At 65.8% G+C, this 25,533-nt stretch carries 22 protein-coding genes and 1 pseudogene; 16 read left to right on the forward strand and 7 right to left on the reverse strand.

The window, feature by feature from the left end; translation table 11 throughout:
* Positions 1 to 173: 173 nt before the first annotated feature.
* Both G6N08_RS11195 and G6N08_RS11200 read right to left on the reverse strand, forming a co-directional pair.
* Positions 174 to 947 carry an enoyl-CoA hydratase gene (locus G6N08_RS11195; RefSeq protein ID WP_163757304.1) on the reverse strand — a complete coding sequence of 258 codons (774 nt, stop codon included), beginning with the start codon at positions 945 to 947 and terminating at the stop codon, positions 174 to 176.
* 10 nt (positions 948 to 957) lie between these two features.
* Complete coding sequence (locus tag G6N08_RS11200) at positions 958 to 1,995, reverse strand: enoyl-CoA hydratase/isomerase family protein (RefSeq protein ID WP_163757306.1); 1,038 nt, start codon at positions 1,993 to 1,995, stop codon at positions 958 to 960.
* 212 nt (positions 1,996 to 2,207) lie between these two features.
* Between G6N08_RS11200 and G6N08_RS11205 the strand changes: the two genes are divergently transcribed.
* Positions 2,208 to 3,074, forward strand: coding sequence for a Bax inhibitor-1/YccA family protein (locus G6N08_RS11205; protein WP_163757308.1), 867 nt, complete (start codon positions 2,208 to 2,210; stop codon positions 3,072 to 3,074).
* A gap of 137 nt (positions 3,075 to 3,211) precedes the next feature.
* On the opposite strand, the gene G6N08_RS11210 is transcribed toward G6N08_RS11205, so the two are convergent.
* Positions 3,212 to 4,429: an acetyl-CoA C-acetyltransferase gene (locus tag G6N08_RS11210; RefSeq protein ID WP_163757310.1), complete on the reverse strand. Its 1,218-nt coding sequence runs from the start codon at positions 4,427 to 4,429 to the stop codon at positions 3,212 to 3,214.
* A 188-nt stretch (positions 4,430 to 4,617) separates the two neighbouring features.
* Positions 4,618 to 5,592 carry an SGNH/GDSL hydrolase family protein gene (locus G6N08_RS11215; RefSeq protein ID WP_163757312.1) on the reverse strand — a complete coding sequence of 325 codons (975 nt, stop codon included), beginning with the start codon at positions 5,590 to 5,592 and terminating at the stop codon, positions 4,618 to 4,620.
* 239 nt (positions 5,593 to 5,831) lie between these two features.
* Between G6N08_RS11215 and G6N08_RS11220 the strand changes: the two genes are divergently transcribed.
* The 4 genes from G6N08_RS11220 (at position 5,832) to G6N08_RS11235 (ending at position 10,542) form a co-directional block, all read left to right on the forward strand.
* Complete coding sequence (locus tag G6N08_RS11220) at positions 5,832 to 6,878, forward strand: alpha/beta hydrolase (protein ID WP_163757314.1); 1,047 nt, start codon at positions 5,832 to 5,834, stop codon at positions 6,876 to 6,878.
* 103 nt (positions 6,879 to 6,981) lie between these two features.
* Positions 6,982 to 8,376: a cystathionine beta-synthase gene (locus G6N08_RS11225; RefSeq protein WP_163757317.1), complete on the forward strand. Its 1,395-nt coding sequence runs from the start codon at positions 6,982 to 6,984 to the stop codon at positions 8,374 to 8,376.
* 189 nt (positions 8,377 to 8,565) lie between these two features.
* The gene (locus G6N08_RS11230; RefSeq protein ID WP_163757319.1) at positions 8,566 to 9,264 is read left to right on the forward strand and encodes an RDD family protein; all 699 of its coding nucleotides are present in this window, start codon (positions 8,566 to 8,568) and stop codon (positions 9,262 to 9,264) included.
* Between the two features lie 129 nt (positions 9,265 to 9,393).
* Positions 9,394 to 10,542: a cystathionine gamma-synthase gene (locus tag G6N08_RS11235; RefSeq protein WP_371869055.1), complete on the forward strand. Its 1,149-nt coding sequence runs from the start codon at positions 9,394 to 9,396 to the stop codon at positions 10,540 to 10,542.
* A gap of 74 nt (positions 10,543 to 10,616) precedes the next feature.
* Here the strand turns inward: G6N08_RS11235 and greA are convergent, their stop codons facing one another.
* Complete coding sequence (greA, locus tag G6N08_RS11240) at positions 10,617 to 11,111, reverse strand: transcription elongation factor GreA (protein WP_163757324.1); 495 nt, start codon at positions 11,109 to 11,111, stop codon at positions 10,617 to 10,619.
* A gap of 456 nt (positions 11,112 to 11,567) precedes the next feature.
* Between greA and mca the strand changes: the two genes are divergently transcribed.
* The 4 genes from mca to G6N08_RS11260 all read left to right on the forward strand — a co-directional run bounded on the left by mca (position 11,568) and on the right by G6N08_RS11260 (position 15,311).
* A complete protein-coding gene (gene mca / locus G6N08_RS11245) occupies positions 11,568 to 12,440 on the forward strand; it encodes a mycothiol conjugate amidase Mca (protein WP_163757325.1) in 873 nt (290 codons plus the stop codon).
* Complete coding sequence (locus tag G6N08_RS20735) at positions 12,437 to 12,802, forward strand: hypothetical protein (RefSeq protein WP_246216739.1); 366 nt, start codon at positions 12,437 to 12,439, stop codon at positions 12,800 to 12,802. The genes mca and G6N08_RS20735 overlap by 4 nt, the downstream gene beginning before the upstream one ends.
* 66 nt (positions 12,803 to 12,868) lie before the next feature.
* Positions 12,869 to 14,869, forward strand: a complete 2,001-nt coding sequence (locus G6N08_RS11255) for a thioredoxin domain-containing protein (RefSeq protein WP_163757327.1) — start codon at positions 12,869 to 12,871, stop codon at positions 14,867 to 14,869.
* A 13-nt stretch (positions 14,870 to 14,882) separates the two neighbouring features.
* Positions 14,883 to 15,311 (forward strand): nuclear transport factor 2 family protein, encoded by a 429-nt coding sequence (locus tag G6N08_RS11260; RefSeq protein ID WP_163757329.1) that lies wholly within the window; start codon positions 14,883 to 14,885, stop codon positions 15,309 to 15,311.
* Between the two features lie 202 nt (positions 15,312 to 15,513).
* On the opposite strand, the gene trhA is transcribed toward G6N08_RS11260, so the two are convergent.
* Complete coding sequence (gene trhA, locus G6N08_RS11265) at positions 15,514 to 16,251, reverse strand: PAQR family membrane homeostasis protein TrhA (RefSeq protein ID WP_163757331.1); 738 nt, start codon at positions 16,249 to 16,251, stop codon at positions 15,514 to 15,516.
* A gap of 132 nt (positions 16,252 to 16,383) precedes the next feature.
* Between trhA and G6N08_RS11270 the strand changes: the two genes are divergently transcribed.
* Both G6N08_RS11270 and G6N08_RS11275 read left to right on the forward strand, forming a co-directional pair.
* Positions 16,384 to 17,178, forward strand: a complete 795-nt coding sequence (locus G6N08_RS11270) for a (2Z,6E)-farnesyl diphosphate synthase (RefSeq protein WP_163757333.1) — start codon at positions 16,384 to 16,386, stop codon at positions 17,176 to 17,178.
* A gap of 65 nt (positions 17,179 to 17,243) precedes the next feature.
* Positions 17,244 to 17,480, forward strand: coding sequence for a hypothetical protein (locus G6N08_RS11275; RefSeq protein WP_163757335.1), 237 nt, complete (start codon positions 17,244 to 17,246; stop codon positions 17,478 to 17,480).
* An 85-nt stretch (positions 17,481 to 17,565) separates the two neighbouring features.
* Here the strand turns inward: G6N08_RS11275 and coaA are convergent, their stop codons facing one another.
* The gene (gene coaA / locus G6N08_RS11280) at positions 17,566 to 18,504 is read right to left on the reverse strand and encodes a type I pantothenate kinase (protein ID WP_163757337.1); all 939 of its coding nucleotides are present in this window, start codon (positions 18,502 to 18,504) and stop codon (positions 17,566 to 17,568) included.
* A gap of 409 nt (positions 18,505 to 18,913) precedes the next feature.
* On the opposite strand from coaA, the gene G6N08_RS11285 reads away from it, so the two are divergent.
* The 5 genes and pseudogenes from G6N08_RS11285 to G6N08_RS11305 all read left to right on the forward strand — a co-directional run.
* Positions 18,914 to 20,380: a glycine hydroxymethyltransferase gene (locus tag G6N08_RS11285; RefSeq protein ID WP_163757339.1), complete on the forward strand. Its 1,467-nt coding sequence runs from the start codon at positions 18,914 to 18,916 to the stop codon at positions 20,378 to 20,380.
* A 196-nt stretch (positions 20,381 to 20,576) separates the two neighbouring features.
* Entirely contained in the window at positions 20,577 to 21,857 is a 1,281-nt protein-coding gene (gene glyA, locus G6N08_RS11290) for a serine hydroxymethyltransferase (protein WP_163760483.1), read from the forward strand.
* 137 nt (positions 21,858 to 21,994) lie between these two features.
* Positions 21,995 to 22,822 carry an acyl-ACP desaturase gene (locus tag G6N08_RS11295; RefSeq protein WP_163757341.1) on the forward strand — a complete coding sequence of 276 codons (828 nt, stop codon included), beginning with the start codon at positions 21,995 to 21,997 and terminating at the stop codon, positions 22,820 to 22,822.
* A gap of 380 nt (positions 22,823 to 23,202) precedes the next feature.
* Positions 23,203 to 24,495 (forward strand): RNA 5'-3' helicase PhoH2, encoded by a 1,293-nt coding sequence (gene phoH2 / locus G6N08_RS11300; protein ID WP_163760485.1) that lies wholly within the window; start codon positions 23,203 to 23,205, stop codon positions 24,493 to 24,495.
* 25 nt (positions 24,496 to 24,520) lie between these two features.
* Positions 24,521 to 25,400 (forward strand): annotated as a pseudogene (locus G6N08_RS11305) (polysaccharide deacetylase family protein); the annotation flags it as partial.
* Between the last annotated feature and the right edge of the window lie 133 nt (positions 25,401 to 25,533).

Raw genomic sequence — 25,533 nt, forward strand, 5'->3', positions numbered from 1 at the left:
GAAGGGCCACGCCCAGCGGGATCGGGCATACGCCCATTGTGCGCGTCTCGGCGCGAGGAAAACCCCTCATCCGCGGGCCGGCAAAGACCGGTTCTCGGCCACCATGCCGGGACGGCGGCTCCGGATCGCGCAGGGCGGAGCGTAGCCGGGCATCGATCGCACGCTGAATCGCCTTATCGGTGAGTGAAATTCGCGGGACGCTTCTCAATAAATGCCGCCATCCCTTCGGACTGGTCGGCAGTGGCGAATGCCGAATGAAACAGCCGGCGTTCGTAGAGAAGACCTTCGCTCAGGGTCGATTCGAAGGCACGATTGACCGCTTCCTTGGCCATCCGGGTTGCCGTCAGCGACATCTCGGAGATGGTCTTGGCGACGGCCTTGGCCTCGGCCGTCAGGTTGTCCGCGGGCACCACCCGTGACACCAGCCCGCTGCGTTCGGCCTCAGCGGCATCAATGGTTCGCCCGGTCAAGATCAGGTCCATGGCCTTGGCCTTGCCGATGGCGCGGGTAAGCCGCTGCGATCCGCCCATACCGGGGAGGACACCCAGTTTGATCTCCGGCTGGCCGAATTTGGCGGTGTCAGCCGCAATGATGAGATCGCACATCATCGCCAGCTCACAGCCCCCGCCGAGGGCATAGCCGGCAACCGCGGCGATCGTCGGCGTGCGTACCGCCGCCAGCTTGGTCCAGGCGGCGAAATAGTCGGCGCCGAAGACGTCGCTGAACGTCAGCGCAGCCATCTCTTTGATATCCGCACCCGCGGCGAACGCTTTGGCCGAACCGGTGACGATAATGGCGCCGATACCCTCATCGTTGTCGAACTCGATTGCCGCGCTGGTGACCTCGTTCATCATCTGGGTGTTGAGCGCGTTGAGGGCCTGTGGCCGGTTAAGCGTGATGACGCCCACGCGCCCATCCCGCTCGGTCAGAATCGTTTGGTAAGCCATGGTTGCCTCTCTAGAACTTCAGGTCGTCGTCGACCGGTGCGAAATACCCCTCAACCTCAGTTGCGCTGACATCCGCCAGCGTCGCCGGGGACCACACTGGATTGCGATCCTTGTCGATAAGCTGGGCGCGGATGCCCTCCACCAGGTCGTGTGAACGCAGTGCTGCGCATGACACCCGATAGTCCTGGGTGAGAACATCTTCCAGCGTGTCCAGCTTGGCGGCGCGGCGCACCGCCTCGAGCGTGACCGACAGCGCTATCGGCGATCGGGTGGTGATCAGCTTCGCCGCGTCACGCGCCGCTTGGCTGCCGTGGTGTTGCAGCGTGTCGACGATATCGGCGACGGTCTCGCGCGCGTAACACTCGTCGATCCAATCCTGTTGCGCGGTAAGGTTGCTCGGCGGTGGTTCGACGGTGTGGTTGGCGAGTGCGCGTTCGACGCCGTCAGCGACGATCGCTTGGGTGAACTCGGTGAGTTTGGCGCGCGGGATGTAGTGGTCGGCAAACCCGAGCGCGATAGCGTCAGCGCCGGAGAACGGCGCACCGGTCAGCGCCGCGTGCAAGCCCAGCAACCCGGGCGCGCGGGACAACAGATAATTGCCGCCGACGTCGGGGATGAACCCGATGCCCACCTCGGGCATCGCCATTGTGGTGGTGTCGGTTACTACCCGGATGTTTCCGTGGGCGCCGACACCGACGCCGCCACCCATCACGATGCCGTCCATCAACGACACGTAGGGTTTGGGAAAACGTCCGATCTGTGCGTTGAGCAGGTATTCGTCACGCCAGAACCGGCGCGCCTCGACGCCATCGGCGCGGGCGCTGTGGTAGATCGCCACCACGTCACCGCCGGCGCAGAGTCCGCGTTCCCCGGCCCCGGACAGTATGACGGCACGTACCGCGTCGTCGTGCGCCCAGTCGGTGAGTACCGCGCTCAGCCTGTTCACCATGTTTCGGGTTAGCGAGTTGATCGCATTCGGCCGGTTGAGGGTCACAAAGCCGACACCGTCAGCGATGCGGGTCAGGACCTCACCCGATTCGCCTGTCATGCGGGTAGCCTCCCGTCGGTCCTTTAGTTGCATACGGCCCAAGACTTGGTCAGCAATCTAGATCGTTACCCGCTGAGGGGCGCCCGCAGGTAAGGTTTAGTTCGAGGGCCGGCCGGACGGTACCGCACGGCAGTTGGGAACCGGGCCGGGCCGCCGGTCGTTGACGAGGTGTTTTTACAGCTCGAAGCCACAGGACGAGAGAGGATCCGACGGTGCGGGAGACAAGCAACCCGGTATTTCGTTCGCTGCCTAAGCAGAGGGGCGGATACGCGCAATTCGGTACCGGTGTAGCCGGCAGCCAGCAGATGTACGCGGGCTACCAGGCCAATCCCTACGCCCCGTACCGCGAGGCCAAGGTGACCCGGCCGCTGACCATCGATGATGTCGTGACCAAGACGGGTGTGACGCTGGCGGTGTTGTCGGCTGCCGCCGTGGTGTCCTACTTCATGGTGTCGGCAAATCTTGCCCTGGCGATGCCGCTGACCCTGATCGGAGGACTCGGCGGACTGGCGGTGGTGTTCGCGGCCACCCTGGGCCGGCACCAGGACAACCCGGCACTAGTGCTCACCTACGCCGCGCTTGAGGGTATGTTCCTCGGCGCCATCTCGTTCATCTTGGCCAACATCGGCGTGTCCACCACCAATGCGGGGACGTTGATCGGGCAGGCGATCTTGGGGACGCTGGGCGTGTTCGCGGGGATGCTCGTGGTCTACAAAACCGGCGCGATCCGGGTTACCCCCAAATTCACCCGCATGGTTGTGGCCGGCTTGTTCGGTGTGCTCGCTCTGATGGTCGGCAACATGCTATTGGGCATGTTTGGTGTCAACGGGGGAGCGGGCCTTGGTATCCAGGGCAGCCCGCACCAAGCCGGTATCCCCTGGCTGGCGGTCATGTTCTCGCTGGTCTGCATCGGCTTGGCAGCCTTTAGCTTCCTTATCGACTTCGACGCCGCCGACCAGATGATCCGCGCCGGAGCACCGGAGAAGGCGGCATGGGGTATCGCGCTGGCGTTGACGGTGACGCTGGTCTGGCTGTACATCGAGATCCTGCGTCTGCTGAGTTATCTGCAGAACGACTAGCAGCTCGGGCCGCGAAGAAAAGCCGGCGCGCTGGTAGCGCCGGCTTTTCCTGGTGGTTCGCCCCGTACCGGGCCGATCCGCGCCCCACCGGTCCACCGCGGGGTGCCGCCGTGCCGGCTGATCGCTGTCCAAGCCGGTTAGCTCAGCCGCTCGAGCACCATCGCCATACCCTGCCCGCCGCCGACGCACATCGTTTCCAGACCCAGCGTTTTGTCATAGGTCTGCAGATTGTTGACCAGGGTGGCCGTTATCCGGGCTCCGGTCATGCCGAACGGATGGCCCAAAGCGATCGCTCCGCCGGAGACGTTGAGCTTGTCCTCGTCAATGCCCAGCTCACGGGCAGAGCCGAGCACCTGTACCGCAAAGGCCTCATTGATCTCGAACAGGTCGATATCGCGGATCGACATGCCGGCGTTGGTCAGTGCTTTCTTGGTGGCTTCGACCGGGCCCAACCCCATGATCTCCGGTGACAGGGCGCTCACCCCGGTGGACACGATCCGAGCCAGCGGGGTGAGCCCGAGTTCCTTGGCTTTGGTGTCACTGGTGATGATCAACGCCGCGGCGCCGTCGTTGAGCGGGCAGGCGTTGCCGGCGGTCACCGTGCCGTTCGGCCGGAACACCGGTTTGAGCTGGCTTACCTTCTCGTAGGTGGTGCCGGGTCGCGGGCCGTCATCAGTGCTGACGGTGGTGCCGTCCGGAAGTGTGACGGGTTCGATCTCGCGTTCGAAAAAACCGCTCTTGATCGCCTCTTCGGCGCGGTTCTGGCTGCGCACGCCCCAACGGTCTTGGTCTTCGCGGCTAATCCCGGTCAGCAGTGCGACGTTTTCGGCGGTCTGACCCATGGCGATGTAGATGTCGGGCAGTTTCCCGTCGGCGCGCGGATCGTGCCATTCCTCCGCACCCTCGGCTGCGGCTGCTGTGCGCTCCTGGGCCTCGGCGAACAGTGGATTTTTGGTGTCCGGCCACGAATCGGAGTTGCCTTTGCCGAAACGGGACACCGTCTCCACGCCCGCCGAGATGTACGCGTCGCCTTCGCCGGCTTTGATCGCGTGGAAAGCCATCCGTGTGGTCTGAAGCGATGATGAGCAGTACCGGGTCACGGTCGTGCCCGGCAGGAAGTCGTAACCGAGCATGACTGCCACCACGCGGGCGATGTTGAATCCCGACTCGCCGCCGGGCAACCCGCAGCCCATCATCAGGTCATCGATCTGGTGGGGATTTAGCGCGGGCACTTTGTCGAGCGCGGCACGCACCATTTGCGCGGCCAGGTCGTCGGGTCGCATGTTCACCAGCGATCCTTTGGCCGCGCGGCCGATGGGCGAGCGAGCAGTTGAGACAATGACGGCTTCTGGCACCCTTGTGCCTCCTTCCAGGCGCTGCATCGATATCGGCTAACCCGATCGCCCGGACGTGCCCCGGCCGGCGGGTGGGATCCCGCCGGTCCGTTGTCGGCGCGAGACAGCGCCAAGCCTCACCGGTATCGCCGGCTTTACCACTGGGCGCAGACCGGCCGTACGTCGCCGGGCTAGACCGAATGTAGTCGCTAGCTGCCGCTCGGCACGATGACGGGTGCCGGCACCCCGGTTGTGGGCCGCCGCCACAACCGCGCCATGAGCTTGAGTCGCAGCCGGCCGTGACCAGGTTCTGCCGCGACCGACGGTGACGAACGATCGGATGTCGTCGTGCCAGCGGCCTCGCCGAGCGCATGGCGCAAGGCCGGGAGCAGTTGGTCGGCCACCAGCGCATAGCCGGCCGCTGATGGGTGGTAACCGTCGTGGGAAAACAACCGCTCCGGAGCGTGCCGGAAGCGGGGGGCCAGCAGGTCTGCCAGCGGCACCGGCACGCCGCCGGCAGCTTTGACGGCGACAGCTTGGGCACGGGCGAGCCGCAGACCACGAGCGCGGGCCAGCCAGCGCAACGGCTGGGGGATCGCGGTGACGACCCCAAAATCCGGGCAGGTGCCGACGACGACGACCGCGCCACTGGCCCGCAGCCGCTGCACCGCCGCACCCAGCCGGCGCGCGGACGGGCCGATCCCATTGAGCGCGGTGATGTCATTGGCTCCGATCATGATCACCGCCGCGTCGGGCGGCGGTCCGGCCACAAACATGGCGTCGACTTGGCCGGACAGCCCTTTAGAAGTGGCGCCGACGATGGCCTTCGTGCTCAGCCGGACTCGCATGCCTGTCTGCTCGGCGAGCGCACGCGCGAGCAGCACGCCCGGGACTTCCTCGGCGTTGTGGCAGCCGTAGCCGGTTGCAGTCGAATCGCCGAAGATCATCAGATGCACGTCGACGGGCATCCCCCGCTGCCACCGCTGCACCGGTCCGCCGCCGCGCGTGTACACGCCGTCGGCGCGCGGCGGCATATCCCCCCATGCCTTGGGAATGACAGCGCGCGCTTGCGTCGCTTGACCGACCAGCAAATTGCGTGCCCCTAAACAGGCCGTGCCTGTGGAGGCAAGCACACCCGCTGCGGCAAGTGCAATCACCGAACGCCGCGGTACACGAACGTCCACATCACCAGTTTAGGTGCGCCACCATCCCAGACCGGGTAGCCGCCGGCCGTCGTGGTCACGGACTGGAACAGATGCGGTATCGAATCAGACTCTTTGATTGTTCAAATTAATGAGCGTGTCAAGCTAAGTGTGCGAGGTTGGCTGAGCGCCTGGGCGGGTACACCGGACAAATGGGACCGGTCGCACGGGTGTCGCGCCGCCTCGTCGACATGACTACAACGGCGTAGGAAGTGTTGAGCATGACCGCATTCAGCCCGGTATCCGGCTCGTTCCGCCATGATCTGCGCAGGCGTAGGACTTCTCGGCGCTTTTCGGTCAGCGACGGAGTTCCCGTCGAAGTCATCGAAACCGGCCCCAGCGTGGCGGCCAGATTGGTGTGGCTGGCATCGTGGCTAACTATCAGGCCGGCCGTGGCGGCGTTGAGTTATCTCCCGCATATGCCGTGGCCGTTCGGCATTATCGACTTTGTTTCCCGGGTCATGCTGCCGACCCCGGGCACTATTCGGACTACTGTGAGTTTGCCCCACGCCAGCGCCCAACTCGTCCGAGCGCCCGGTGTGTTACCCGCAGATGGTCACCGACGCGTGGTGCTCTATCTGCACGGCGGTGCATTTTTGACATGTGGCGCGAATTCGCACAGCAGAATTGTCAACGCGCTGTCAAAGTTCGCTGACTCGCCTGTCTTGGTGGTCAATTATCGGCTGATTCCCAAGCACTCGGTCACGATGGCCCTCGATGATTGCCACGACGCCTATCGCTGGCTGCGGTTACGCGGCTACGAGCCGGACCAGATCGTGCTGGCGGGCGACTCCGCGGGCGGCTATCTCGCGCTCGCGCTTGCTCAGCGGTTGCACAAAGAAGGCGACGAACCTGCCGCGCTGGTGGCGATCTCGCCGCTGCTGCAGCTGGCAAAGCAACCGAAACAGGCCCATCCCAATATCAAGACCGACGCGATGTTTCCGGCCAGGGCATTCGACGCCTTGGTCGCGCTGGTGGCCAGCGCGGCAGCTGAACACCCGGTCAACGGGAAACCGGAGGAATTGTACGAGCCGCTGGACTACATCGAGCCGGGCCTGCCGCGGACGTTGATCCACGTATCCGGGTCTGAGGTACTGCTACACGACGCGCGGTTGGCCGCGCGCTTGCTGGCGGCGGCCGGGGTGCCGACGGAGGTGCGGGTCTGGCCCGGCCAGATCCACGACTTCCAGCTCGCCGCGCCTCTGGTGCCGGAGGCGACCCGCTCGCTGCGGCAGATCGGTGCGTACATTCGCGAAGCCACCGACTAACCCGTACGGCCAGCCGCGCAGGCAGGGCGGCCGCGAGGGAGCGACAGCCCGCGAGTGCGGAGCCGAGCAAACATCTGCGCAAATCGCCTGAGACGATGAACGTATGCGGATCGCGCGGCACATCAGTGAACTCATCGGCAACACCCCCCTGGTTCGGTTGAATTCCGTCGTCCCCCCCGGGGCTGGCACGGTGGTGGCCAAGGTGGAGTACGTCAATCCCGGCGGCAGCTCCAAAGATCGCATCGCGGTCAAGATGATCGAGGCCGCCGAGGCCAGCGGGCGGCTCAAGCCAGGTGGCACCATTGTCGAACCGACCTCGGGCAACACCGGTGTGGCGCTGGCCATGGTCGCCCAGCAGCGCGGCTACAAGTGTGTGTTCGTCTGCCCGGACAAGGTGAGCGAGGACAAACAGAATGTGCTGCGCGCCTACGGCGCGGAGGTCGTGGTGTGTCCGACGGCCGTGCCGCCCGACCATCCGGACAGCTACTACAGTGTGTCCAACCGGCTGGTCACCGAGATCGACGGCGCGTGGAAACCTGACCAGTACGCCAACCCGGACAACGCCGCCAGCCACTACGAGACCACCGGTCCGGAAATTTGGGCCGACACCGACGGCAAGGTAACCCACTTCGTGGCCGGTATCGGTACCGGAGGCACGATTACCGGCACCGGCCGCTACCTGAAGGATGTCTCCGGCGGCACCGTGCGGATCATCGGCGCCGACCCGGAGGGTTCGGTCTATTCCGGCGGTAGTGGGCGGCCCTATCTGGTCGAGGGGGTCGGCGAGGATTTTTGGCCCGCGGCTTATGACCCCAGCGTGCCCGACGAGGTCATCGCGGTCTCTGACGCCGATTCCTTCGAAATGACCAGGCGGCTGGCTCGTGAAGAAGCGATGCTGGTGGGCGGGTCGTGCGGTATGGCAGTGGTGGCGGCACTGAAGGTTGCCAGGGAAGCCGGACCCGACGCCCTGATCGTGGTGCTGTTGCCCGACGGCGGGCGGGGCTACATGTCGAAGATCTTCAATGACGCGTGGATGTCGTCGTACGGATTCCTGCGCAGCCGGCTGGACGGCTCCGTCGAGCAGCCTACGGTCGGAGATGTGCTGCGCGGAAAATCGGGTGCGCTGCCCGACTTGGTGCACACCCACCCGTCGGAGACGGTACGTGACGCTATCGGCATTCTGCGCGAGTACGGGGTGTCCCAGATGCCGGTGGTGGGCGCGGAGCCGCCTGTGATGGCAGGCGAGGTCGCCGGCAGTGTGTCTGAGCGCGAACTGCTCTCGGCCGTCTTCGAGGGGCGCGCCAAACTTGCCGACGCCGTGTCGCTGCACATGAGCCCGCCGCTACCGATGATCGGCGCCGGTGAGTTGGTCAGCGCGGCCGCCAAGGCCCTGCGAGACTGCGATGCGCTGATGGTGGTGGAAGGCGGAAAGCCGGTCGGGGTGATCACCCGGCACGATTTGTTGGGTTTCTTGTCCGAGGGGTCGCCACGGCGGTAGCGGGGCGGCCGGAGAGCATGTTACTTCGGCTACCAGACTCCGTCCTGCCGCCACGAAGGTGATCGCGGCCGGGCTAGGGTGCCGGGTGGCCTGGGCTGTGCTCCTGCCTGAAAGTGCCCGGCGACGCGTGCCCGATGACAGGTCTCGGGTACTGTAGTGCGGCCAGCTAATCCTTCACCTGAGGTGTCCATGACCGATCAGCCTGCGCAGTCTGCTGATAAGACCCCGCCACCGGATGCGGATACGGCGGCCCCGGACCGCGTTACCCCCCCGCCACCCCCGCCGCCGCCCGCGGGTGGCTATCCACCACCGCCCCCGTCTGCGGGCGGCTATGCGCCACCGCCGCCCGGACCCGCGGTCCGGGGTCTGCCGCCGCAGGGCTACACGTCGTGGTCCAGCCGGCTGCTGGCGTTTATCGTCGACATTGTTCCCTGTGCTGCCCTCATCGGCATTGGTGCGGTGGTGCTGTCCTCGAGTTGGGAGACGGCCTGTCTTACCGACATCTCGCGCTACAACATCGACGAGGTGTGTGCAACTGGCCCGACCACCATGGGTTTGACGGCTTTCTGGCTGGCCGTCATGGTGGCGTTGGGTTATCTGCTGTGGAACTACGGCTATCGCCAGGGCACCACTGGGTCCAGCATCGGCAAGTCGGTGATGAAGTTCACGGTTGTTAGCGAGAACACAGGTCAGCCGATCGGTTTTGGGTTATCCATAGTGCGCCAGCTTGCGCATTGTGTCGACCTGGTTCTGCTCGGTATCGGGTTCTTCTTGCCGTTATGGGATGCCAAACGACAAACCCTGGCCGACAAGATCATGGCGACTGTGTGTCTGCCCGCCGGGGCGGGGCGCCAGCACTGCAGCACCGCCGAGGGCAAAGCAGGCTGAGACAGCACCCGCCGATCCGGTTCGGATAGTCGCGACAGCCGCCGCCCGAACGGCAGCCGCCCGCTCCGCCGGCGGCTGTCATTAGGCTGTTCGTCGATGAGCGAACAGCACCGCATACCCGGCGGCACGATGGGGCAGCGGGTCACCGGACTGGCGACCAAGGCCATCCACGCCGGCTCTCCCCCGGATCCGGCGACCGGGGCAGTAAACGCCCCGATCTATGCCAGCAGCACATTCGCCCAAGACGGTGTCGGCGTCTTGCGTGGGGGGTTCGAATATGCCCGCACCGCCAACCCGACGCGCACGGCGTTGGAGGCCGCGCTGGCCGCCGTCGAAGAGGGGGCTTACGCCCGCGCGTTCAGCTCCGGGATGGCCGCCGGTGACTGCGCGCTACGAGCCTTACTGCGACCCGGAGACCACCTGCTCATCCCCGACGACGCCTACGGCGGCACATTCCGGCTGATCGACAAGGTATTCACCCAGTGGAATGTGGACTACACACCGGTGGCGTTGTCCGATCTCGATGCCGTGCGCGCCGCGATCAGGTCGCGTACCCGGCTGATCTGGGTGGAGACGCCCACTAATCCCTTGTTATCAGTGGCCGATATCGCGGCCATTGCCCAGCTTGGTCACGAGCACTCCGCAAAAGTGTTGGTGGACAACACGTTCGCATCGCCCGCACTGCAGCAGCCGTTGACGCTGGGCGCCGACGTGGTGCTGCATTCGACAACCAAGTACATCGGTGGTCACTCTGATGTGGTCGGGGGTGCGCTCGTCACCAACGACGAAGAGCTCGACAGCGCATTCGGGTTCTTGCAAAACGGTGCCGGCGCGGTGCCGGGACCGTTCGACGCGTATCTGACCATGCGCGGCCTGAAGACCCTGGTGCTGCGGATGCAGCGGCACAGCGAAAACGCCGCCGCTGTCGCCGATTTCCTCACCGGGCACCCGTCGGTGAGCACGGTGCTCTACCCGGGTCTGCCGGACCACCCCGGGCACCGGATCGCCGCGCGGCAGATGCGCGGTTTTGGCGGCATGGTCTCGCTGCGGATGCGTGGCGGGCGCAAAGCCGCCGAGAAGCTCTGCGCCAACACCACGGTGTTCATCCTGGCCGAATCACTGGGCGGCGTGGAATCGCTGATCGAACACCCGGCCGCGATGACACACGCGTCGACGGCAGGCTCGCGGCTGGAAGTCCCCGACGACCTGGTACGGCTGTCGGTGGGTATCGAGGACATCACCGATCTGCTGGGCGACCTCGAGCAGGCGCTGCGGTAGTGGGGTGCGGGCGCCGCACAATCCCCGGGGTGGGTGCCTGTCCCACGGAGGCGAGCCGCTCGGCCCGCCCCGGACTACGGGTGATACGGTTCGGCGCTGACCAACGTGACCTTCACCGTGGTGCCGTTGGGCACCTTATAGGTGCGGCTTTCGCCCACCTTGGCGTCGATCAACGCGGCCCCCAGCGGCGAGTTGGGCGAGTACACCTCCAGCTTTCCGTCATTGACGCCCTCTTGGCGGGTGGCGATCAGGAACGTCTCGGTGTCGGATTCGTCGTCGTTGTAGTAGACGGTGACCACCGAACCGGGCAGCGCTACCCCCGACTGGGTGGGAGGCTCACCCACCTTGGCATTGCTGAGCAGTTCCTGCAGCTGACGGATGCGGGCTTCTTGCTGGCCCTGCTCCTCGCGGGCGGCATGGTATCCGCCGTTTTCCCGCAGGTCTCCCTCCTCGCGGCGGGCGTTGATTTCCGCGGCGATAACAGGGCGATTCGCGATCAACTGGTCGAGCTCAGCCTTAAGTCGGTCATGTGACTCCTGGGTCAACCAGGTCACCTGCGTGTCCGCCATTTCGTCGCGCTCCTCGTGTCGTAGGTTCTGCCGTCTTCGCGCGGGCTAGCTTGTCGTCTGTCTCGTTGCTGGGGGAGTGCGGTTCCACTGCGTGTATTGCCGCTCTGTTCCATCTATAGCCGCTAATGCAGCAATACACGGTCCCAGTAGGAACCGTGCATCTCATAAGATTACCACCGCGAGAGCTCAGCTAACGACGTATTCACTCGCGACGTCTCATGGGTCGACAGAAGAATTGCACGTTCACGGGCGTGGAGATCAGCAGGCACGTCGATGTCACAGCGGTGGATGACCCTTGTCACCGGTGGTTTGCTGGACGTCCCCACTCGCATCATCTCAGCCGCCCGGCACCGGAGACGACGCCGTCTCTCCGGCCCGGGGTCACCCGTCGAGGACATGCAACGATTAGAACTGGAATAAAGGTCCGGCGCTCGACAGCAGACGAACAGGGAGCACGTGAGCGGATTTCGGCTAATGGCGGTGCACGCCCATCCCGACGATGAGTCCAGTAAGGGCGCCGCTACCCTGGCCCGCTATGCCGATGAGGGCCACCGCGTGCTGGTGGTCACCTTGACCGGGGGCGAACGCGGAGAGATCCTCAACCCGGCGATGGATCTGCCCGAAGTGCGTGGACGCATCGCCGATATTCGCCGCGATGAGATGGCCAAGGCCGCCGAGATTTTAGGCGTGGAGCATAGGTGGCTGGGTTTCGTCGACTCGGGCCTGCCCAAAGGGGATCCGCCGCCGCCGCTGCCGGAGGATTCGTTCGCCCTGGTGCCGCTGGAGGTGGCTACCGAAGCCTTGGTGCGGGTGGTGCGCGAATTTCGCCCTCACGTCATGACCACCTACGACGAAAACGGCGGCTACCCCCATCCCGACCACATCCGGTGTCACCAGGTGTCGGTCGCCGCGTATGAGGCGGCCGCGGACCCTCGTTGCTTTCCCGATGCCGGTGAGCCGTGGGCGGTGTCCAAGCTGTACTACAACCACGGCTTCTTGCGCCAACGAATGCAGCTGCTGCAGGACGAGTTCGCCAAACATGGCCAGCGAGGCCCGTTCGAGAAATGGCTGGCACACTGGGATCCCAAGCACGACGTCTTCGCTGACCGCGTGACGACCCGGGTGGAGTGTTCGGCGTATTTCAGTCAGCGCGACGATGCGCTGCGCGCACACGCCACCCAGATCGACCCGGATGGCGATTTTTTCGCCGCTCCCATCGCCTGGCAGCAGCGGCTATGGCCCACTGAGGAGTTCGAGCTGGCCCGCTCACGCGTCCCGGTGTGCCTTCCGGAGACCGATTTGTTCGCCGGAATCGAGGCCGAGCAGTGAACCGGGGACTGCTCACGGCGTGGCGTCTTTTCGCCGATGACGCCCCCCGCAACACCGGGCCCGATTTCGGCAAGGCCAGCCCATTAGGGCTGCTGGTCATCGTGTTACTGATGCTGGGTACGGTGGTGCTGATCCGGTCGATGAACCGGCACCTACGGAAAGTTCCGGCATCGTTCGAGGAAAAGAACGCGCCGGATCGGCCCGTTACCGAGCGCACCGCAGCGGCGGCCGACACCCGGCCCCCCGGCGAGGCTGCCGGCCCCGCCGCCGACCGGCCTGCCGATACCGCGACGGACACCCGTGGCGGCAGTGCCCGTACCGAGAGCAGCGGATCACCACATGAGCCTAACGGTGAGCACTAGTCCGGCGATGATAGGCGCCGGAACCCCGCAGATACGGGCCGGCGGGCCGAGCCCAAGGATCCGTCGATGAACCCCGCCGCCAACACCCTGGGCGGGGCCGCCAGCCCGTATCTGCGTCAGCACGCCGACAACCCGGTGCACTGGCAACAGTGGACGCCGCAGGCGCTGGCCGAGGCCGCGGAGCGCGACGTTCCCATCCTGCTGTCGGTGGGCTACGCCGCCTGCCACTGGTGTCATGTCATGGCCCACGAATCGTTTGAAGACGATGAGGTGGCTGCCGTGATGAATTCGGGATTTGTCTGCGTGAAAGTCGACCGCGAGGAGCGGCCCGACATCGACGCGGTCTACATGAACGCGACCGTCGCGCTGACCGGGCAGGGCGGCTGGCCGATGACGTGTTTTCTCACCCCCGACGGCCGCCCCTTCTTCTGCGGCACCTATTATCCGAAAGCCGCTTTTTTGCAGCTACTTTCGGCTATCACCGAGACGTGGCGCAACCGTCGCGGCGAGGTCGAGCAGGCGTCTGACCGCATCGCCGACGAGCTGCGCGCGATCGCGTCGGGGCTGCCCGGCGGCGGCCCGGAGGTGCAACCGGCGCTCTGTGACCACGCCGTTGCCGCGGTGCTGCGCGATGAGGACACCGTTCGCGGCGGGTTCGGCGGGGCACCGAAATTCCCGCCGTCGGCGCTGCTGGAGGCGCTGCTGCGTCACTACGAGCGCACCGGGTCTCCTCACTCTTTAACGGCGGTCGCCCGAACGTGTACCGCGATGGCGCGCGGCGGCATCTACGATCAGCTGGCCGGCGGCTTCGCCCGCTACAGCGTTGACGACGCCTGGGTGGTGCCACATTTCGAGAAAATGTTGTACGACAACGCACTGCTGCTCCGGGTGTATGCGCACTGGGCTCGTCGGACCGGAGATGCGCTGGCGCGTCGGGTGGCCGGTGAGACCGCACGCTTCCTGCTCGTCGAGCTGACCGATGCCGACATGTTCACCTCGTCGTTGGACGCCGACGCCGACGGCCGGGAGGGCTCGACGTACGTCTGGACACCCGCACAGCTCGCGGAGGTGCTCGGTGACGCTGACGGACGTTGGGCGGCAGACATTTTCGCAGTCACCCCATCCGGGACGTTTGAGAACGGCAGCTCGGTGCTGCAGCTGCCGAAAGACCCTGATGACCCGGCTCGCTTCGAGCGGGTTCGCGACGCACTACGGGCGGCCCGGCTCAACCGGCCCCAGCCCAACCGCGACGATAAGGTCGTCACCGCGTGGAACGGGCTGGCGATCACCGCGTTGGCCGAAGCCAGTGTGGCGTTGCAGGCTCCTGAGTTGGCCGACGCCGCACGCCGCTGCGCGGCAGCGCTGATAAGCCTGCACCTTGTCGACGGGCGGTTGCGTCGGGCCAGCCTGGGCGGGGTAGTCGGCGAGAGCGCAGCCATCCTGGAAGACCACGCCATGCTGGCCACCGGCCTGCTGACGCTGTATCAACTCACCGGCGACGGGACGTGGCTGGCCACAGCGACCGAGCTACTCGATATTGCCCTGGCACATTTCGCCGATCCCGACCGGCCCGGCCGCTGGTTCGACAGCGCCGATGACGCAGAGCAACTGGTGTTGCGGCCCGCCGACCCACTGGACGGGGCGACACCGTCGGGCGCCTCGTCGGTGACCGAGGCGCTGCTCATTGCCGCGCACCTGGTCAGCGGTGAGCGTGCCGAACGATATCGGCAGGCGGCGGCCGATGCACTGCGCGCGCATTCGCCGCTGCTGCAGCGCGCGCCACGGTCGGCGGGTCACTGGCTGGCGGTCGCCGAATGTGCTGTCCGCGGACCACTACAGATCGCGGTGGCGTGCGACCCGTCGCAGTCCGCGTTGCTGGCGGAGGCGCGTCGACTGGCGCCCGGCGGGGCGGTCGTGGTGGGCGGCGCAGCGGGCTCGTCGCAGCTGCTCGCCGGGCGGGGCCGAGTCGACGGCGCGGACGCCGCCTATGTTTGCCGGGGAGGGGTCTGCGACATGCCGGTCACCACCACACCGGAGCTGATGGCCGCGTTGGGCGTGCCCGAGTAGTAGCGTGCCTGCCATGCGGAGTGCCCCGGAAAGAACTCAAGCCATAACCAACGCCGTGCACCGCTACCTTGGCTTGCTCGCCAACGGCAGCGTGGACGATCTGGTCGAGATGTACGCCGCTGACGCCACCGTGGAAGATCCGGTCGGCGGTGAGGTGCACATTGGGCGGCAAGCGATCCGCAGTTTTTATTCGGCTCTCGACGGCGCGGAGCGAGACTGTGAGTTGGTGTCGCTGCGGGTTGCCGGCAACGAGGCGGCATTCCAGTTTCGGCTTACGGTGGCAACCGGTGGCAGCGTGGTGCGGATCGAGCCGATCGACGTGATGGCTTTCGCCGACGACGGCAAGGTCACTGCGATGAAGGCTTACTGGTCGGCGGCCGACGTCACTCAGCTTGGATCCGGTGACGAAGCGGTCCGCTCAGGACCCGGACAGTCGGGATGAGCGCCGCCGTGCGGCGCTCCGCCACGTTTTCCGGCGTGTACAGTCGCGTGAACCACCCGGCCTGAGCAGCTTCTTGCGCTGCCGCACGGTGGCCGGTGACGAGTGGTCAGGTGGGTGACCGCGTGGTATTTCCTCAGGCCGGCATATCCCGATCAGCAGCGACTTGTCAGAGGTTGGGTCTGGGCCCCGGATCGGTATCGGGTCAGAACACTGCGAACCACATGGCGACGTAGTGACAAATGGCGGCCACCGCGGTACAAGCGTGGAAAAACTCGTGGTAACCGAACGTCGCCGGCCACGGGTCGGGCCAGCGCAGCCCGTAGAGCAGACCTCCGATGCTGTACACCACGCCACCGACGATCAGCAGCACGAACGCGGCGACCCCGGCCCCGTGCAAGATGGTGCCGGTGAACCAGATCGCCACCCAGCTCAACAGCAGATACAGCGGCACACCCACCCAGCGCGGCGCCAGCGGCCAGCACACTTTGAGCACAATGCCCGCCAGCGCGCCGCCCCACACGATCCCCAGCACCAGCCGCCCAGCCTGCGGTGGCATAGCCAGCACCGCGAACGGAGTGTAGCTGCCCGCGATGAACAGGAAAATCATTGAGTGGTCGAGCCGTTTCATGCGATGCCGGGCGGTCAGCGATTTCCACTGAACGCGGTGGTAGATCGCGCTGACCGCGAACATTGCCACGGCGGACATAACGTAGGTGAGGGTGGCGAGTCCCGCGCGGGTGGATACCATCGTCCACGAGACCGCTACCAGTGCCGCCCCCGCGACGGTGGTCACGGCGGCGGAGTGCACATGAATCCAGCCGCGGAAGCGCGGCTTGGCCAGACGCCGATCGCCGCCATCGGGCCGATCAGCGGGGAGGACCGTCGACAAAGACGGCAGCTCATGCTCCGCTTTGGCTGCCGCGCTGACCGGGCTTGCCATATCCGCTGCTACCTCATTTCTCGGTGCTCGCTCACGGTTGTCGACCACGGTAGTAGGCCTACCTGTGCAGACACTTTGTGACGCGCGGACGGTCAGCGAGAATTATTGCCGGCCCGGCTAGTCTGACTGTTCGTGGAAATCATTCCGGCGCGTCTCAAGGAACCGCTGTATCGGATCTACGAGATGCGGCTGCGCCAGGGCCTGGCGGCGTCGAAATCTGCGCTGCCCCGCCACATCGCTGTCTTATGTGACGGCAACCGGCGCTGGGCGCGCAGCGCGGGATACGACGACGTGAGCTACGGCTACCGGATGGGGGCGGCCAAGATCGCCGAGATGCTGCGCTGGTGCCAGGACGCCGGTATCGAAATGGCCACCGTCTATTTGCTCTCCACCGAGAACCTGCGACGCGATCCCGACGAGCTGGCAGCCCTGATTGAAATCATTACCGACGTGGTCGAAGAGATCTGCGCGCCGGCCAACCGCTGGAGCGTCCGCACGGTGGGCGATCTGGAGCTGCTGGGGGAAGAACCCGCGCGACGGCTACGTGACGCTGTAGAAGGGACAACTGCGACCAAGAATGCCGATTTCCACGTCAACGTCGCGGTGGCCTACGGGGGCCGTCAGGAGATCGTTGACGCGGTGCGTGCCTTACTCGGCAAAAAACTCGCTGACGGCGCGACCGCCGAAGAGCTTGTCGACGCCGTGACCGTCGAAGCTATTTCCGAAAATCTCTATACTTCGGGCCAACCGGATCCGGACTTGGTCATCCGGACCTCAGGGGAGCAGCGGTTGTCCGGTTTTCTGCTGTGGCAGAGCGCGTATTCAGAGATGTGGTTCACCGAAGCGTACTGGCCCGCGTTTCGCCGGGTCGATTTTCTGCGCGCACTGCGGGATTACAGCCTGCGTCACCGCCGTTACGGGATCTAACTGGCAGCGTCGGGCACTACAGTGCCCTATATCGATCGGGCAGCTTTGCTGCAGCACGCTCGAAGATGTCCGGGCCACGATCGCAAGGAGTGGTGCTGTCTGGCCTGATGGTGTTCACCCTCGCCGGGCTGCCCACGCCGCGCCCGGCATTGGCGTCGTCTCGTCGCCACGGCGGCGGCAGTTGTGGCGGCCACAATGGCACCGCTGACGGCCGCCGGTGTGGGCGCGGCATCGCCAGCGGCGGCTCCACTGCGTTGTTCGCCTCCCCGCACTACTCCGGGGTGCGCCGCCTGTCGGCGTGACTTCCTTCCCGCCGGTGCGGGGCGCCGCCGTACCAGGTGGCGGTGCGCGGACCCGCCCCGGCCTGCCGGGCTAGCGCACCCGCAGTCACAGTTTGCGCAGCCGCACCCGGTTGATGGAGTGGTCGGCGTCCTTGCGCAGCACGAGGGTGGCCCGCGGCCGGGTCGGCAGGATATTTTCGACCAGGTTCGGTCGGTTGATCGTGCGCCAGATCTCTTTGGCCGCAGCGATCGCCTGCTCGTCGGTCAGCCGTGCGTAGTGATGAAAGTGCGACTCCGGGTTGGCGAACGCGGTGGTGCGCATGGCCAGGAACCGTGACACATACCACTGCTCGATGTCCTCGATCCGCGCGTCCACGTACAGCGAGAAGTCGAACAAGTCCGACACCATCAGGGTTGGCCCGGTCTGCAAGACGTTCAGGCCCTCCAGGATCAGGATGTCGGGATGGCGGATGACGTGCTTGGCTCCCGGGACGATGTCGTAACGCAGATGCGAATACACCGGTGCGCACGCGTAGTCGGCACCGGATTTCACCAGCGTCACAAAGCGCAGCAGCGCCCGCCGGTCATAGCTCTCCGGGAATCCCTTGCGGTGCATCAGGTTCCGCCGCTGCAACTCGGCGTTGGGGTATAAGAAGCCATCGGTGGTCACCAGGTCCACCCGGGGGTGGTGGTCCCACCGGGCCAGCAAAGCCTGCAGAACACGGGCGGTGGTCGACTTGCCGACCGCCACGCTGCCGGCCACGCCGATGATGAACGGGACCGGCCGGTCGGGGTTTTGTAACGGCTCGCCGAGGAATTCCGCGGTGGCGGCGTAGAGGCGCTGGCGGGCGGCGACTTGCAGATGAATCAGCCGCGCCAGCGGCAGATACACCTCCTCGACTTCCAGCAGGTCGATCTGCTCACCAAGGCCGCGCAGGCCCGTCAGTTCTTCCTCGGTGAGGGCAAGCGGGGTCGACATGCGCAGCGCGCGCCACTCACTTCGGTCGAACTCGACGTAGGGGCTCGGCTCGCTAAGCCGCGGCATAGCTGTCAGTCTTGCAGCAGTGCCCGGGCCGCGAAGGGCTGGGGCGACACCGCATGCGTCAGCGGGTGTCCGGCCTGCCTTCACGACCGGTGACCATCTGCCTGACCTGGGTGGCAGCCCGATCCGGCGGCCGACCGGTCCGTCTCGGCCACTCGCAGCGCTGCCGACCCGGTTGCCGAGCTCTCGCGGGCGGGCGCGTCCGCGGTAATCTCGGACCGCTCGTCCGCGACGATCACCGCGCTGTGCCGATCGCTCCCGGACCTTAGGCTGTCGTGAACGCCTTTTGCCGCTTGTTCTGCGAAGACTCAGGTGCGATGGCGCCCCCGGGCGGTCGTTGTGCGCGCCTACCGTCTCATGCCGAGACCCGCACCGCCCATCCACCGCGCAGGGGCGGACTACGCTCGAGCCCATGGCAGCAGACTCCACCGTGACCAGCTCGGCCCCCGCGCCCGGCACCGAATGCGCCGATACCGCGAGTACGGCCTACCGGGCGGCGCTCCAGGTCATCGAGTCTGTCGAACCCCGCATTGCCGCCGCGACCCGCAAAGAGCTTGCCGATCAGCGCGATTCACTCAAATTGATTGCCAGTGAAAACTACGCGTCGCCGGCGGTGCTGCTTACTATGGGCAGCTGGCTCTCCGACAAGTACGCCGAGGGCACTGTCGGGCATCGCTTCTACGCCGGCTGCCAGAACGTCGACACCGTCGAAAGTGTGGCCGCTGAGCACGCCCGTGAGCTGTTCGGAGCGCCGTACGCCTATGTGCAACCGCATTCGGGCATCGACGCGAACTTGGTTGCCTACTGGGCGATCCTGGCCTCCCGCGTCGAAGCGCCCAGCCTGGCCGAGGCCGGGGCCCGCCACGTCAACGACCTCTCCGAGAAAGACTGGGAAGAACTGCGGCACAAGCTCGGCAACCAGCGATTGTTGGGTATGTCACTGGACGCCGGCGGGCACCTCACCCACGGTTTCCGGCCCAACATCTCCGGCAAGATGTTCTCTCAGCACAGCTACGGCACCGATCCGGACAGCGGTCTGCTGGACTACGACGCCGTCGCCGCCGCGGCACGTGAATTCAAGCCGCTGATCCTGGTCGCCGGGTACTCGGCCTATCCGCGGCGGATCAACTTCGCCACAATGCGTGAGATCGCCGATGAGGTGGGCGCCACGTTGATGGTGGATATGGCGCACTTCGCCGGGCTGGTGGCCGGGAAGGTGTTTACCGGCAACGACGACCCGGTGCCGCACGCCCATGTCACCACGACCACGACCCATAAGTCACTGCGGGGTCCGCGCGGCGGCTTGGTGCTCGCCCAACAGGAATACGCCGATGCCGTGGACAAGGGTTGTCCGATGGTGCTGGGTGGGCCACTGCCGCACGTCATGGCGGCCAAGGCGGTTGCGCTGGCCGAAGCCCGTCAACCCGCGTTCCGCGTCTACGCGCAGCGCATCGCCGAGAACGCCAAGGCCCTCGCCGACGGGTTCCTGCGGCGCGGGGCGCGGCTGGTCACCGGCGGCACCGACAACCACATCGTGCTGCTCGATGTCACATCGTTTGGTCTGACCGGGCGCCAGGCCGAGTCGGCACTACTGGAGGCCGGGGTTGTCACCAACCGCAACTCCATTCCGGCCGACCCCAACGGCGCGTGGTATACCAGCGGCATCCGGTTCGGCACCCCGGCGCTGACCACCCGCGGCTTCGGTGTCGCCGAATTCGACCGGGTGGCTGAGCTGGTGGTCGACGTGCTGACCAACACCCAGCCGGAGGGCTCCTCGAAGGCCAGGTACCGGCTGGCCGACGGCACCGCCGAGCGGGTGCGCGCCGCCGCCGCCGAACTCCTGGCCGCCAATCCCTTGTACCCGGGTCTCGCCCTCTAGCCGGCTGCACACGCGGGAACCGGCGTCGAACGCCGATCACGGACACCGGCTCGCGAGCGGGCCGGCACCCAGCGACCCGCGCCGGGCGTGTGCAGTGCCGGCGGCCGGCGCGCGGTGCCCGGTTTCAGGCTCTGCGTGTCAGACTGGCCCCGTGGCCATGACACCCGATAAGACATCCGAAATCCAGACGTCCGTTATGTCTGCTCCGCTGGCCCAGGTCGATCCCGATATCGCCGAGTTGTTGCGCAAGGAGCTCTGCCGGCAGCGTGACACCCTGGAGATGATCGCCTCGGAGAACTTCGCTCCGCGCGCGGTACTGCAGACCCAGGGCAGCGTGCTCACCAACAAATACGCCGAGGGGTTGCCCGGTCGGCGCTATTACGGCGGCTGCGAACACGTCGACGCCGTGGAGAATATCGCCCGCGACCGCGCCAAGACGCTGTTCGGCGCTGAATTCGCTAATGTGCAACCGCATTCCGGTGCACAGGCCAACGCCGCGGTGCTCCATGCCCTGATGACGCCCGGTGAGCGGCTGCTGGGGCTCGACCTCGCCAACGGCGGGCATTTGACCCATGGGATGTCGCTGAACTTCTCCGGCAAGCTCTACGACACCGGCTTCTACGGAGTCGATCCGGTGACCCATCTGATCGACATGGACGCTGTGCGGGCTACCGCGCGCGAATTCCGACCCAAGGTCATCATCGCCGGCTGGTCGGCCTATCCGCGGATCCTGGATTTCGCGGCGTTCAGGTCGATCGCCGACGAGGTGGGCGCGCATTTGTGGGTCGACATGGCGCACTTCGCCGGGCTGGTCGCCGCCGGGTTGCACCCCTCACCGGTGCCGCATGCGGATGTGGTCTCCACCACGGTGCACAAGACCCTCGGCGGCGCCCGCTCGGGACTGATCCTGGGTAAGCGGGAGTTCGCCAAGGCCATCAACTCCGCGGTTTTCCCCGGCCAGCAGGGTGGTCCGTTGATGCAAGTCATCGCGGGCAAGGCCGTGGCGCTCAAGATCGCGGGGACACCCGAATTCGCCGAACGGCAGCGGCGGACCGTCTCAGGCGCCCGTATCATCGCCGAGCGGCTGCTGGCCGCTGACGTGGCCGGCGCCGGAGTGTCGGTGGTCAGCGGCGGCACCGATGTGCACTTGGTGCTGGTCGACCTGCGCAACTCACCACTGGACGGCAAGATGGCCGAGGACCTGCTGCACGAGATCGGTATCACCGTCAACCGCAACGCGGTACCCAACGACCCCCGGCCCCCGATGGTGACCTCAGGCCTGCGGGTGGGTACCCCAGCGCTGGCCACCCGCGGCTTCGGCGACAGCGAGTTCAGCGAGGTCGCCGACATCATCGCCACCGCGTTGGCGGCCGGCGCCTCGGCCGATGTGACGGGGCTGCGGGCGCGGGTGACGCGGCTGGCCAGGGAGTTCCCGCTTTACGAAGGGCTGGAGGACTGGACACTGGTCGATCGCTAGCGCTGGCTCCGCGCACGATCGAGACCGAAACGGCCGGACTGCCCGGACTCGACACGAGAACACCGGGCCTGAAACCCGCACAGCAACACGCACGGTCTGATTTCGCGTACCGAGGCGTGCCGAGTTACCGTTACTGCATGGCACAGAAACCTGTACCTAATGCGTTGACCCTGGAACTTCTCCCGGTGGTGGCCGAGAACCTGGAGCGTCACCTCGACACAGAAGAGTTGTGGTTCGCCCACGACTACGTGCCGTTCGAGCAGGGGGAGAACTTCGCTCTGCTGGGTGGGCGTGACTGGGATCCGTCAGAGGTCACGCTGCCCAGGTCAATCACCGACGCGTGTGAGATCCTGCTGATCAACAAGGACAACTTGGCGGGTCGTCACCGCGAGCTGGTCGACCACTTCATCCTGGAAGAAGAATGGGGTCGCTGGCTGGGGCGGTGGACCGCCGAGGAGCATCTGCACGCTATCGCCTTGCGGGAATACCTCGTCGTGACGCGGGAGGTTGACCCGGCCGCGAACGAGAGCGTCCGCGTTGAGCACGTGATGAAAGGCTATCGCGCTGACCGCTACACGCAAGTGGAAACCTTGGTGTACATGACCTTCTACGAGCGTTCGCACGAGGTGTTCTGCCGTAATCTGGCCGCGAAGACCGAGGAGCCCATTCTCGCGGGGCTGGTCAGCCGGATCGCCAAAGATGAAGAGCGCCACGAGGAATTCTTCGCCAACCTGGTCGCACACTGTTTGAAATACACCCGCGACGAGACGGTGGCCGCGATTGCTGCGCGGGCGGCCGACATGCCAGTCATCGGCGGCGACATCGACGCCTATCAGGACAAGGTCCGAAACGTCGCCGACGCCGGGATTTTCGGCCCGACGCAGCTGCGCCAAGTGATTTCGGACCGGATTAGTGCATGGGGGTTAGCGGGCGAGCCCGGTCTGCGACAGTTCGTCACCGGCTAGAGCCGCCCTGCCCGCCGGTGGCCACCACGCCGGCGCGGGGGCTGTTACATGTGGCGCAGGTCCGGCGCGCCTGTCCGGCGGGTCCGCGGCGACGGGAGTAGCGTCGCAGGTGATGGCTAGCGACATGCTCTGCTGTCCGGATGGCACCTCTGGTCACATCTATGGCAGGACCGGCCCCGGTCCTGGTGCCGCTGCCTCCGCCGATATGCCCGTGCGGGGCCGCACGGGTGCAGCCCGGCGACGATGCAGCGGACGGCTGCGGAGGCGGACCATTAACCCACGCCCGGCGACGATGCGGCCCGCGGAGCGGACGGCTGCGGAGGCGGGCCATTCTCGAGGAGCGCTGTGTGACTGTTACCCCATCGGCTTCACAGGACGGTATCCGGACTTACGTACTCGACACCTCGGTGCTGCTGTCCGATCCGTGGGCGTGCACCCGGTTCGCCGAGCACGAAGTGGTAATACCGCTTGTGGTGATCAGCGAACTGGAGGCCAAACGGTATCACCATGAGCTGGGGTGGTTTGCTCGGCAGGCTCTGCGCTTGTTGGATGATCTGCGGCTCGAGCACGGGCGACTTGACCAGCCTATTCCCGTGGGTAAACACGGCGGCACGTTGCATGTCGAGCTCAACCACAGCGACCCCGCGGTGCTGCCCGCCGGCTTTCGCGGCGACAGCAACGACTGCCGGATCTTGAGCTGCGCCGCCAACCTCGCCGCCGAAGGCAAGCGAGTCGTACTGGTGAGCAAGGATATTCCACTTCGGGTCAAAGCCGGTGCGGTGGGCTTGGCCGCGGACGAGTATCACGCGCAGGACGTTGTCACCTCCGGTTGGACCGGGATGGTTGAGATCGAGACTGCCGCCGAGGATATCGACGCGCTGTTCCGCGACTGTGAGATCGACTTGGCCGCTGCCCGCGATCTACCTTGCCACACAGGGATTCGGCTATTGGGCGGCACCTCGCATGCCCTTGGCCGGGTGAACGCCCACAAACGCGTCCAATTGGTTCGTGGTGACCGCGAGGTGTTTGGGCTGCGCGGCCGCTCCGCTGAGCAGCGTGTCGCGCTGGATCTCCTGCTGGACGACTCGGTAGGCATCGTGTCCCTGGGCGGCAAAGCCGGTACCGGGAAGTCGGCACTGGCCTTGTGCGCGGGTTTAGAGGCTGTGCTGGAGCGCCAAACCCACCGCAAGGTGGTGGTGTTTCGTCCGCTCTATGCCGTCGGCGGGCAAGAGCTCGGCTACCTTCCGGGTAGCGAAAGCGAGAAGATGGGCCCGTGGGCGCAAGCCGTCTTCGACACTCTCGAGGGTTTGGCCAGCCCGGCTGTGCTCGATGAAGTCCTGTCCCGCGGCATGCTGGAGGTGCTGCCGCTGACCCATATCCGGGGTCGCTCGCTGCACGACTCGTTCGTCATCGTCGATGAGGCACAGTCGTTGGAGCGCAACGTGCTGCTGACCGTGCTGTCCCGGCTGGGCACCGGCTCGCGGGTGGTGCTGACTCACGACATCGCTCAACGCGACAACCTGCGGGTGGGCCGCCACGACGGCGTCGCGGCTGTGATCGAGAAACTCAAAGGCCATCCGTTATTCGCGCACGTCACCTTGCTGCGCAGCGAACGGTCACCGATCGCCGCGCTGGTCACTGAGATGCTCGAGGAGATCGCCGGGCCGCGTTGAGCGCGTGTTTCGGTAGGCTGCCAATGTGCCGAGACGATCCGATAGCCAGGTTTGGCGGTATCGGTGGACTCTTGTGGGAGCCGCCGGGGTCGTCGCGGTGCTGGTGATCGGCGGTCTCACGGGTCACGTCAAGCGGGCCAGTGCCGACGATGTCGATTGTTCGGTGGTCCGTTGCGTGGCCCTGACATTTGACGACGGCCCGACCCCGTACACCGACCGGCTGCTGGGGATCCTCAAAGACAACAACGCAAAAGCCACGTTTTTTCTGATCGGCAACAAGGTTGCTGCCAACCCCGGAGGAGCTCAGCGCATCGCCGAAGCGGGGATGGAGATCGGCAACCACACATGGGAGCACCCCAACATGACGACGATCCCGCCCGAGGACATCGTCAGCCAGTTCTCCAGGGCCAATGACGCTATCAGGGCCGCGACTGGGCGGACCCCCACCCTGTACCGCCCCGCCGGCGGGCTGTCCAACGACACGGTACGGCAGGCCGCCGGCCGTCTCGGGCTGGCCGAGATCCTCTGGGATGTCGTTCCCTACGACTGGATCAACGACTCCAATACGGCGGCAACGCGATACATGCTCATGACGTATGTCAAGCCTGGCTCGGTCGTGTTATTACACGACACTTACTCCAGTACGGTCGATCTGGTATACCAATTCATCCCGGTGCTCAAGGCTAATGGTTATCGGTTGGTGACGGTCAGTCACTTGCTCGGGTCACGGGTTCCCGGCAGTAGTTACGGCGGCCGCGAGAACGGCCCACCGGCCAACGACCTGTGTGACATCCCGGTCTCCCAGATTCCGACCTTGCCGAATACCCCCTCACCCAAGCCGATGGCTAATTTCCCGATCACTGACATTCCGGGCCAAAACTCGGGCGGACCCCAATAACGGTTCTCAACAGGTGGCCAGGAGTGGGTCCGACGGGGGTGACAGCGGCGACATCATCGCCGTCCTGGGCGATGTCGCAGCCCGCGGCCGTGTGCGGCCGAGCCTGGCTGGGCGGTGCGCGCCGTGGGTGTCGGCGGCGA

The sequence above is a fragment of the Mycobacterium botniense genome (assembly GCF_010723305.1).
Taxonomy (GTDB): Bacteria; Actinomycetota; Actinomycetes; order Mycobacteriales; family Mycobacteriaceae; genus Mycobacterium; species Mycobacterium botniense.

What these genes read in the sequence shown, in the direction of transcription:
- trhA (WP_163757331.1), bottom strand. Translation starts at nt 16,251, where the DNA reads ATGGCAAGCCCGGTCAGCGCGGCAGCCAAAGCGGAGCATGAGCTGCCG.
- G6N08_RS11200 (WP_163757306.1), bottom strand. Translation starts at nt 1,995, where the DNA reads ATGACAGGCGAATCGGGTGAGGTCCTGACCCGCATCGCTGACGGTGTC.
- G6N08_RS11225 (WP_163757317.1), top strand. Translation starts at nt 6,982, where the DNA reads ATGCGGATCGCGCGGCACATCAGTGAACTCATCGGCAACACCCCCCTG.
- greA (WP_163757324.1), bottom strand. Translation starts at nt 11,111, where the DNA reads ATGGCGGACACGCAGGTGACCTGGTTGACCCAGGAGTCACATGACCGA.
- G6N08_RS11260 (WP_163757329.1), top strand. Translation starts at nt 14,883, where the DNA reads ATGCGGAGTGCCCCGGAAAGAACTCAAGCCATAACCAACGCCGTGCAC.
- G6N08_RS11220 (WP_163757314.1), top strand. Translation starts at nt 5,832, where the DNA reads ATGACCGCATTCAGCCCGGTATCCGGCTCGTTCCGCCATGATCTGCGC.
- G6N08_RS11285 (WP_163757339.1), top strand. Translation starts at nt 18,914, where the DNA reads ATGGCAGCAGACTCCACCGTGACCAGCTCGGCCCCCGCGCCCGGCACC.
- G6N08_RS11195 (WP_163757304.1), bottom strand. Translation starts at nt 947, where the DNA reads ATGGCTTACCAAACGATTCTGACCGAGCGGGATGGGCGCGTGGGCGTC.
- glyA (WP_163760483.1), top strand. Translation starts at nt 20,577, where the DNA reads ATGTCTGCTCCGCTGGCCCAGGTCGATCCCGATATCGCCGAGTTGTTG.
- G6N08_RS11230 (WP_163757319.1), top strand. Translation starts at nt 8,566, where the DNA reads ATGACCGATCAGCCTGCGCAGTCTGCTGATAAGACCCCGCCACCGGAT.
- G6N08_RS11235 (WP_371869055.1), top strand. Translation starts at nt 9,394, where the DNA reads ATGGGGCAGCGGGTCACCGGACTGGCGACCAAGGCCATCCACGCCGGC.
- G6N08_RS11255 (WP_163757327.1), top strand. Translation starts at nt 12,869, where the DNA reads ATGAACCCCGCCGCCAACACCCTGGGCGGGGCCGCCAGCCCGTATCTG.
- G6N08_RS11275 (WP_163757335.1), top strand. Translation starts at nt 17,244, where the DNA reads ATGTCCGGGCCACGATCGCAAGGAGTGGTGCTGTCTGGCCTGATGGTG.
- coaA (WP_163757337.1), bottom strand. Translation starts at nt 18,504, where the DNA reads ATGCCGCGGCTTAGCGAGCCGAGCCCCTACGTCGAGTTCGACCGAAGT.
- G6N08_RS11295 (WP_163757341.1), top strand. Translation starts at nt 21,995, where the DNA reads ATGGCACAGAAACCTGTACCTAATGCGTTGACCCTGGAACTTCTCCCG.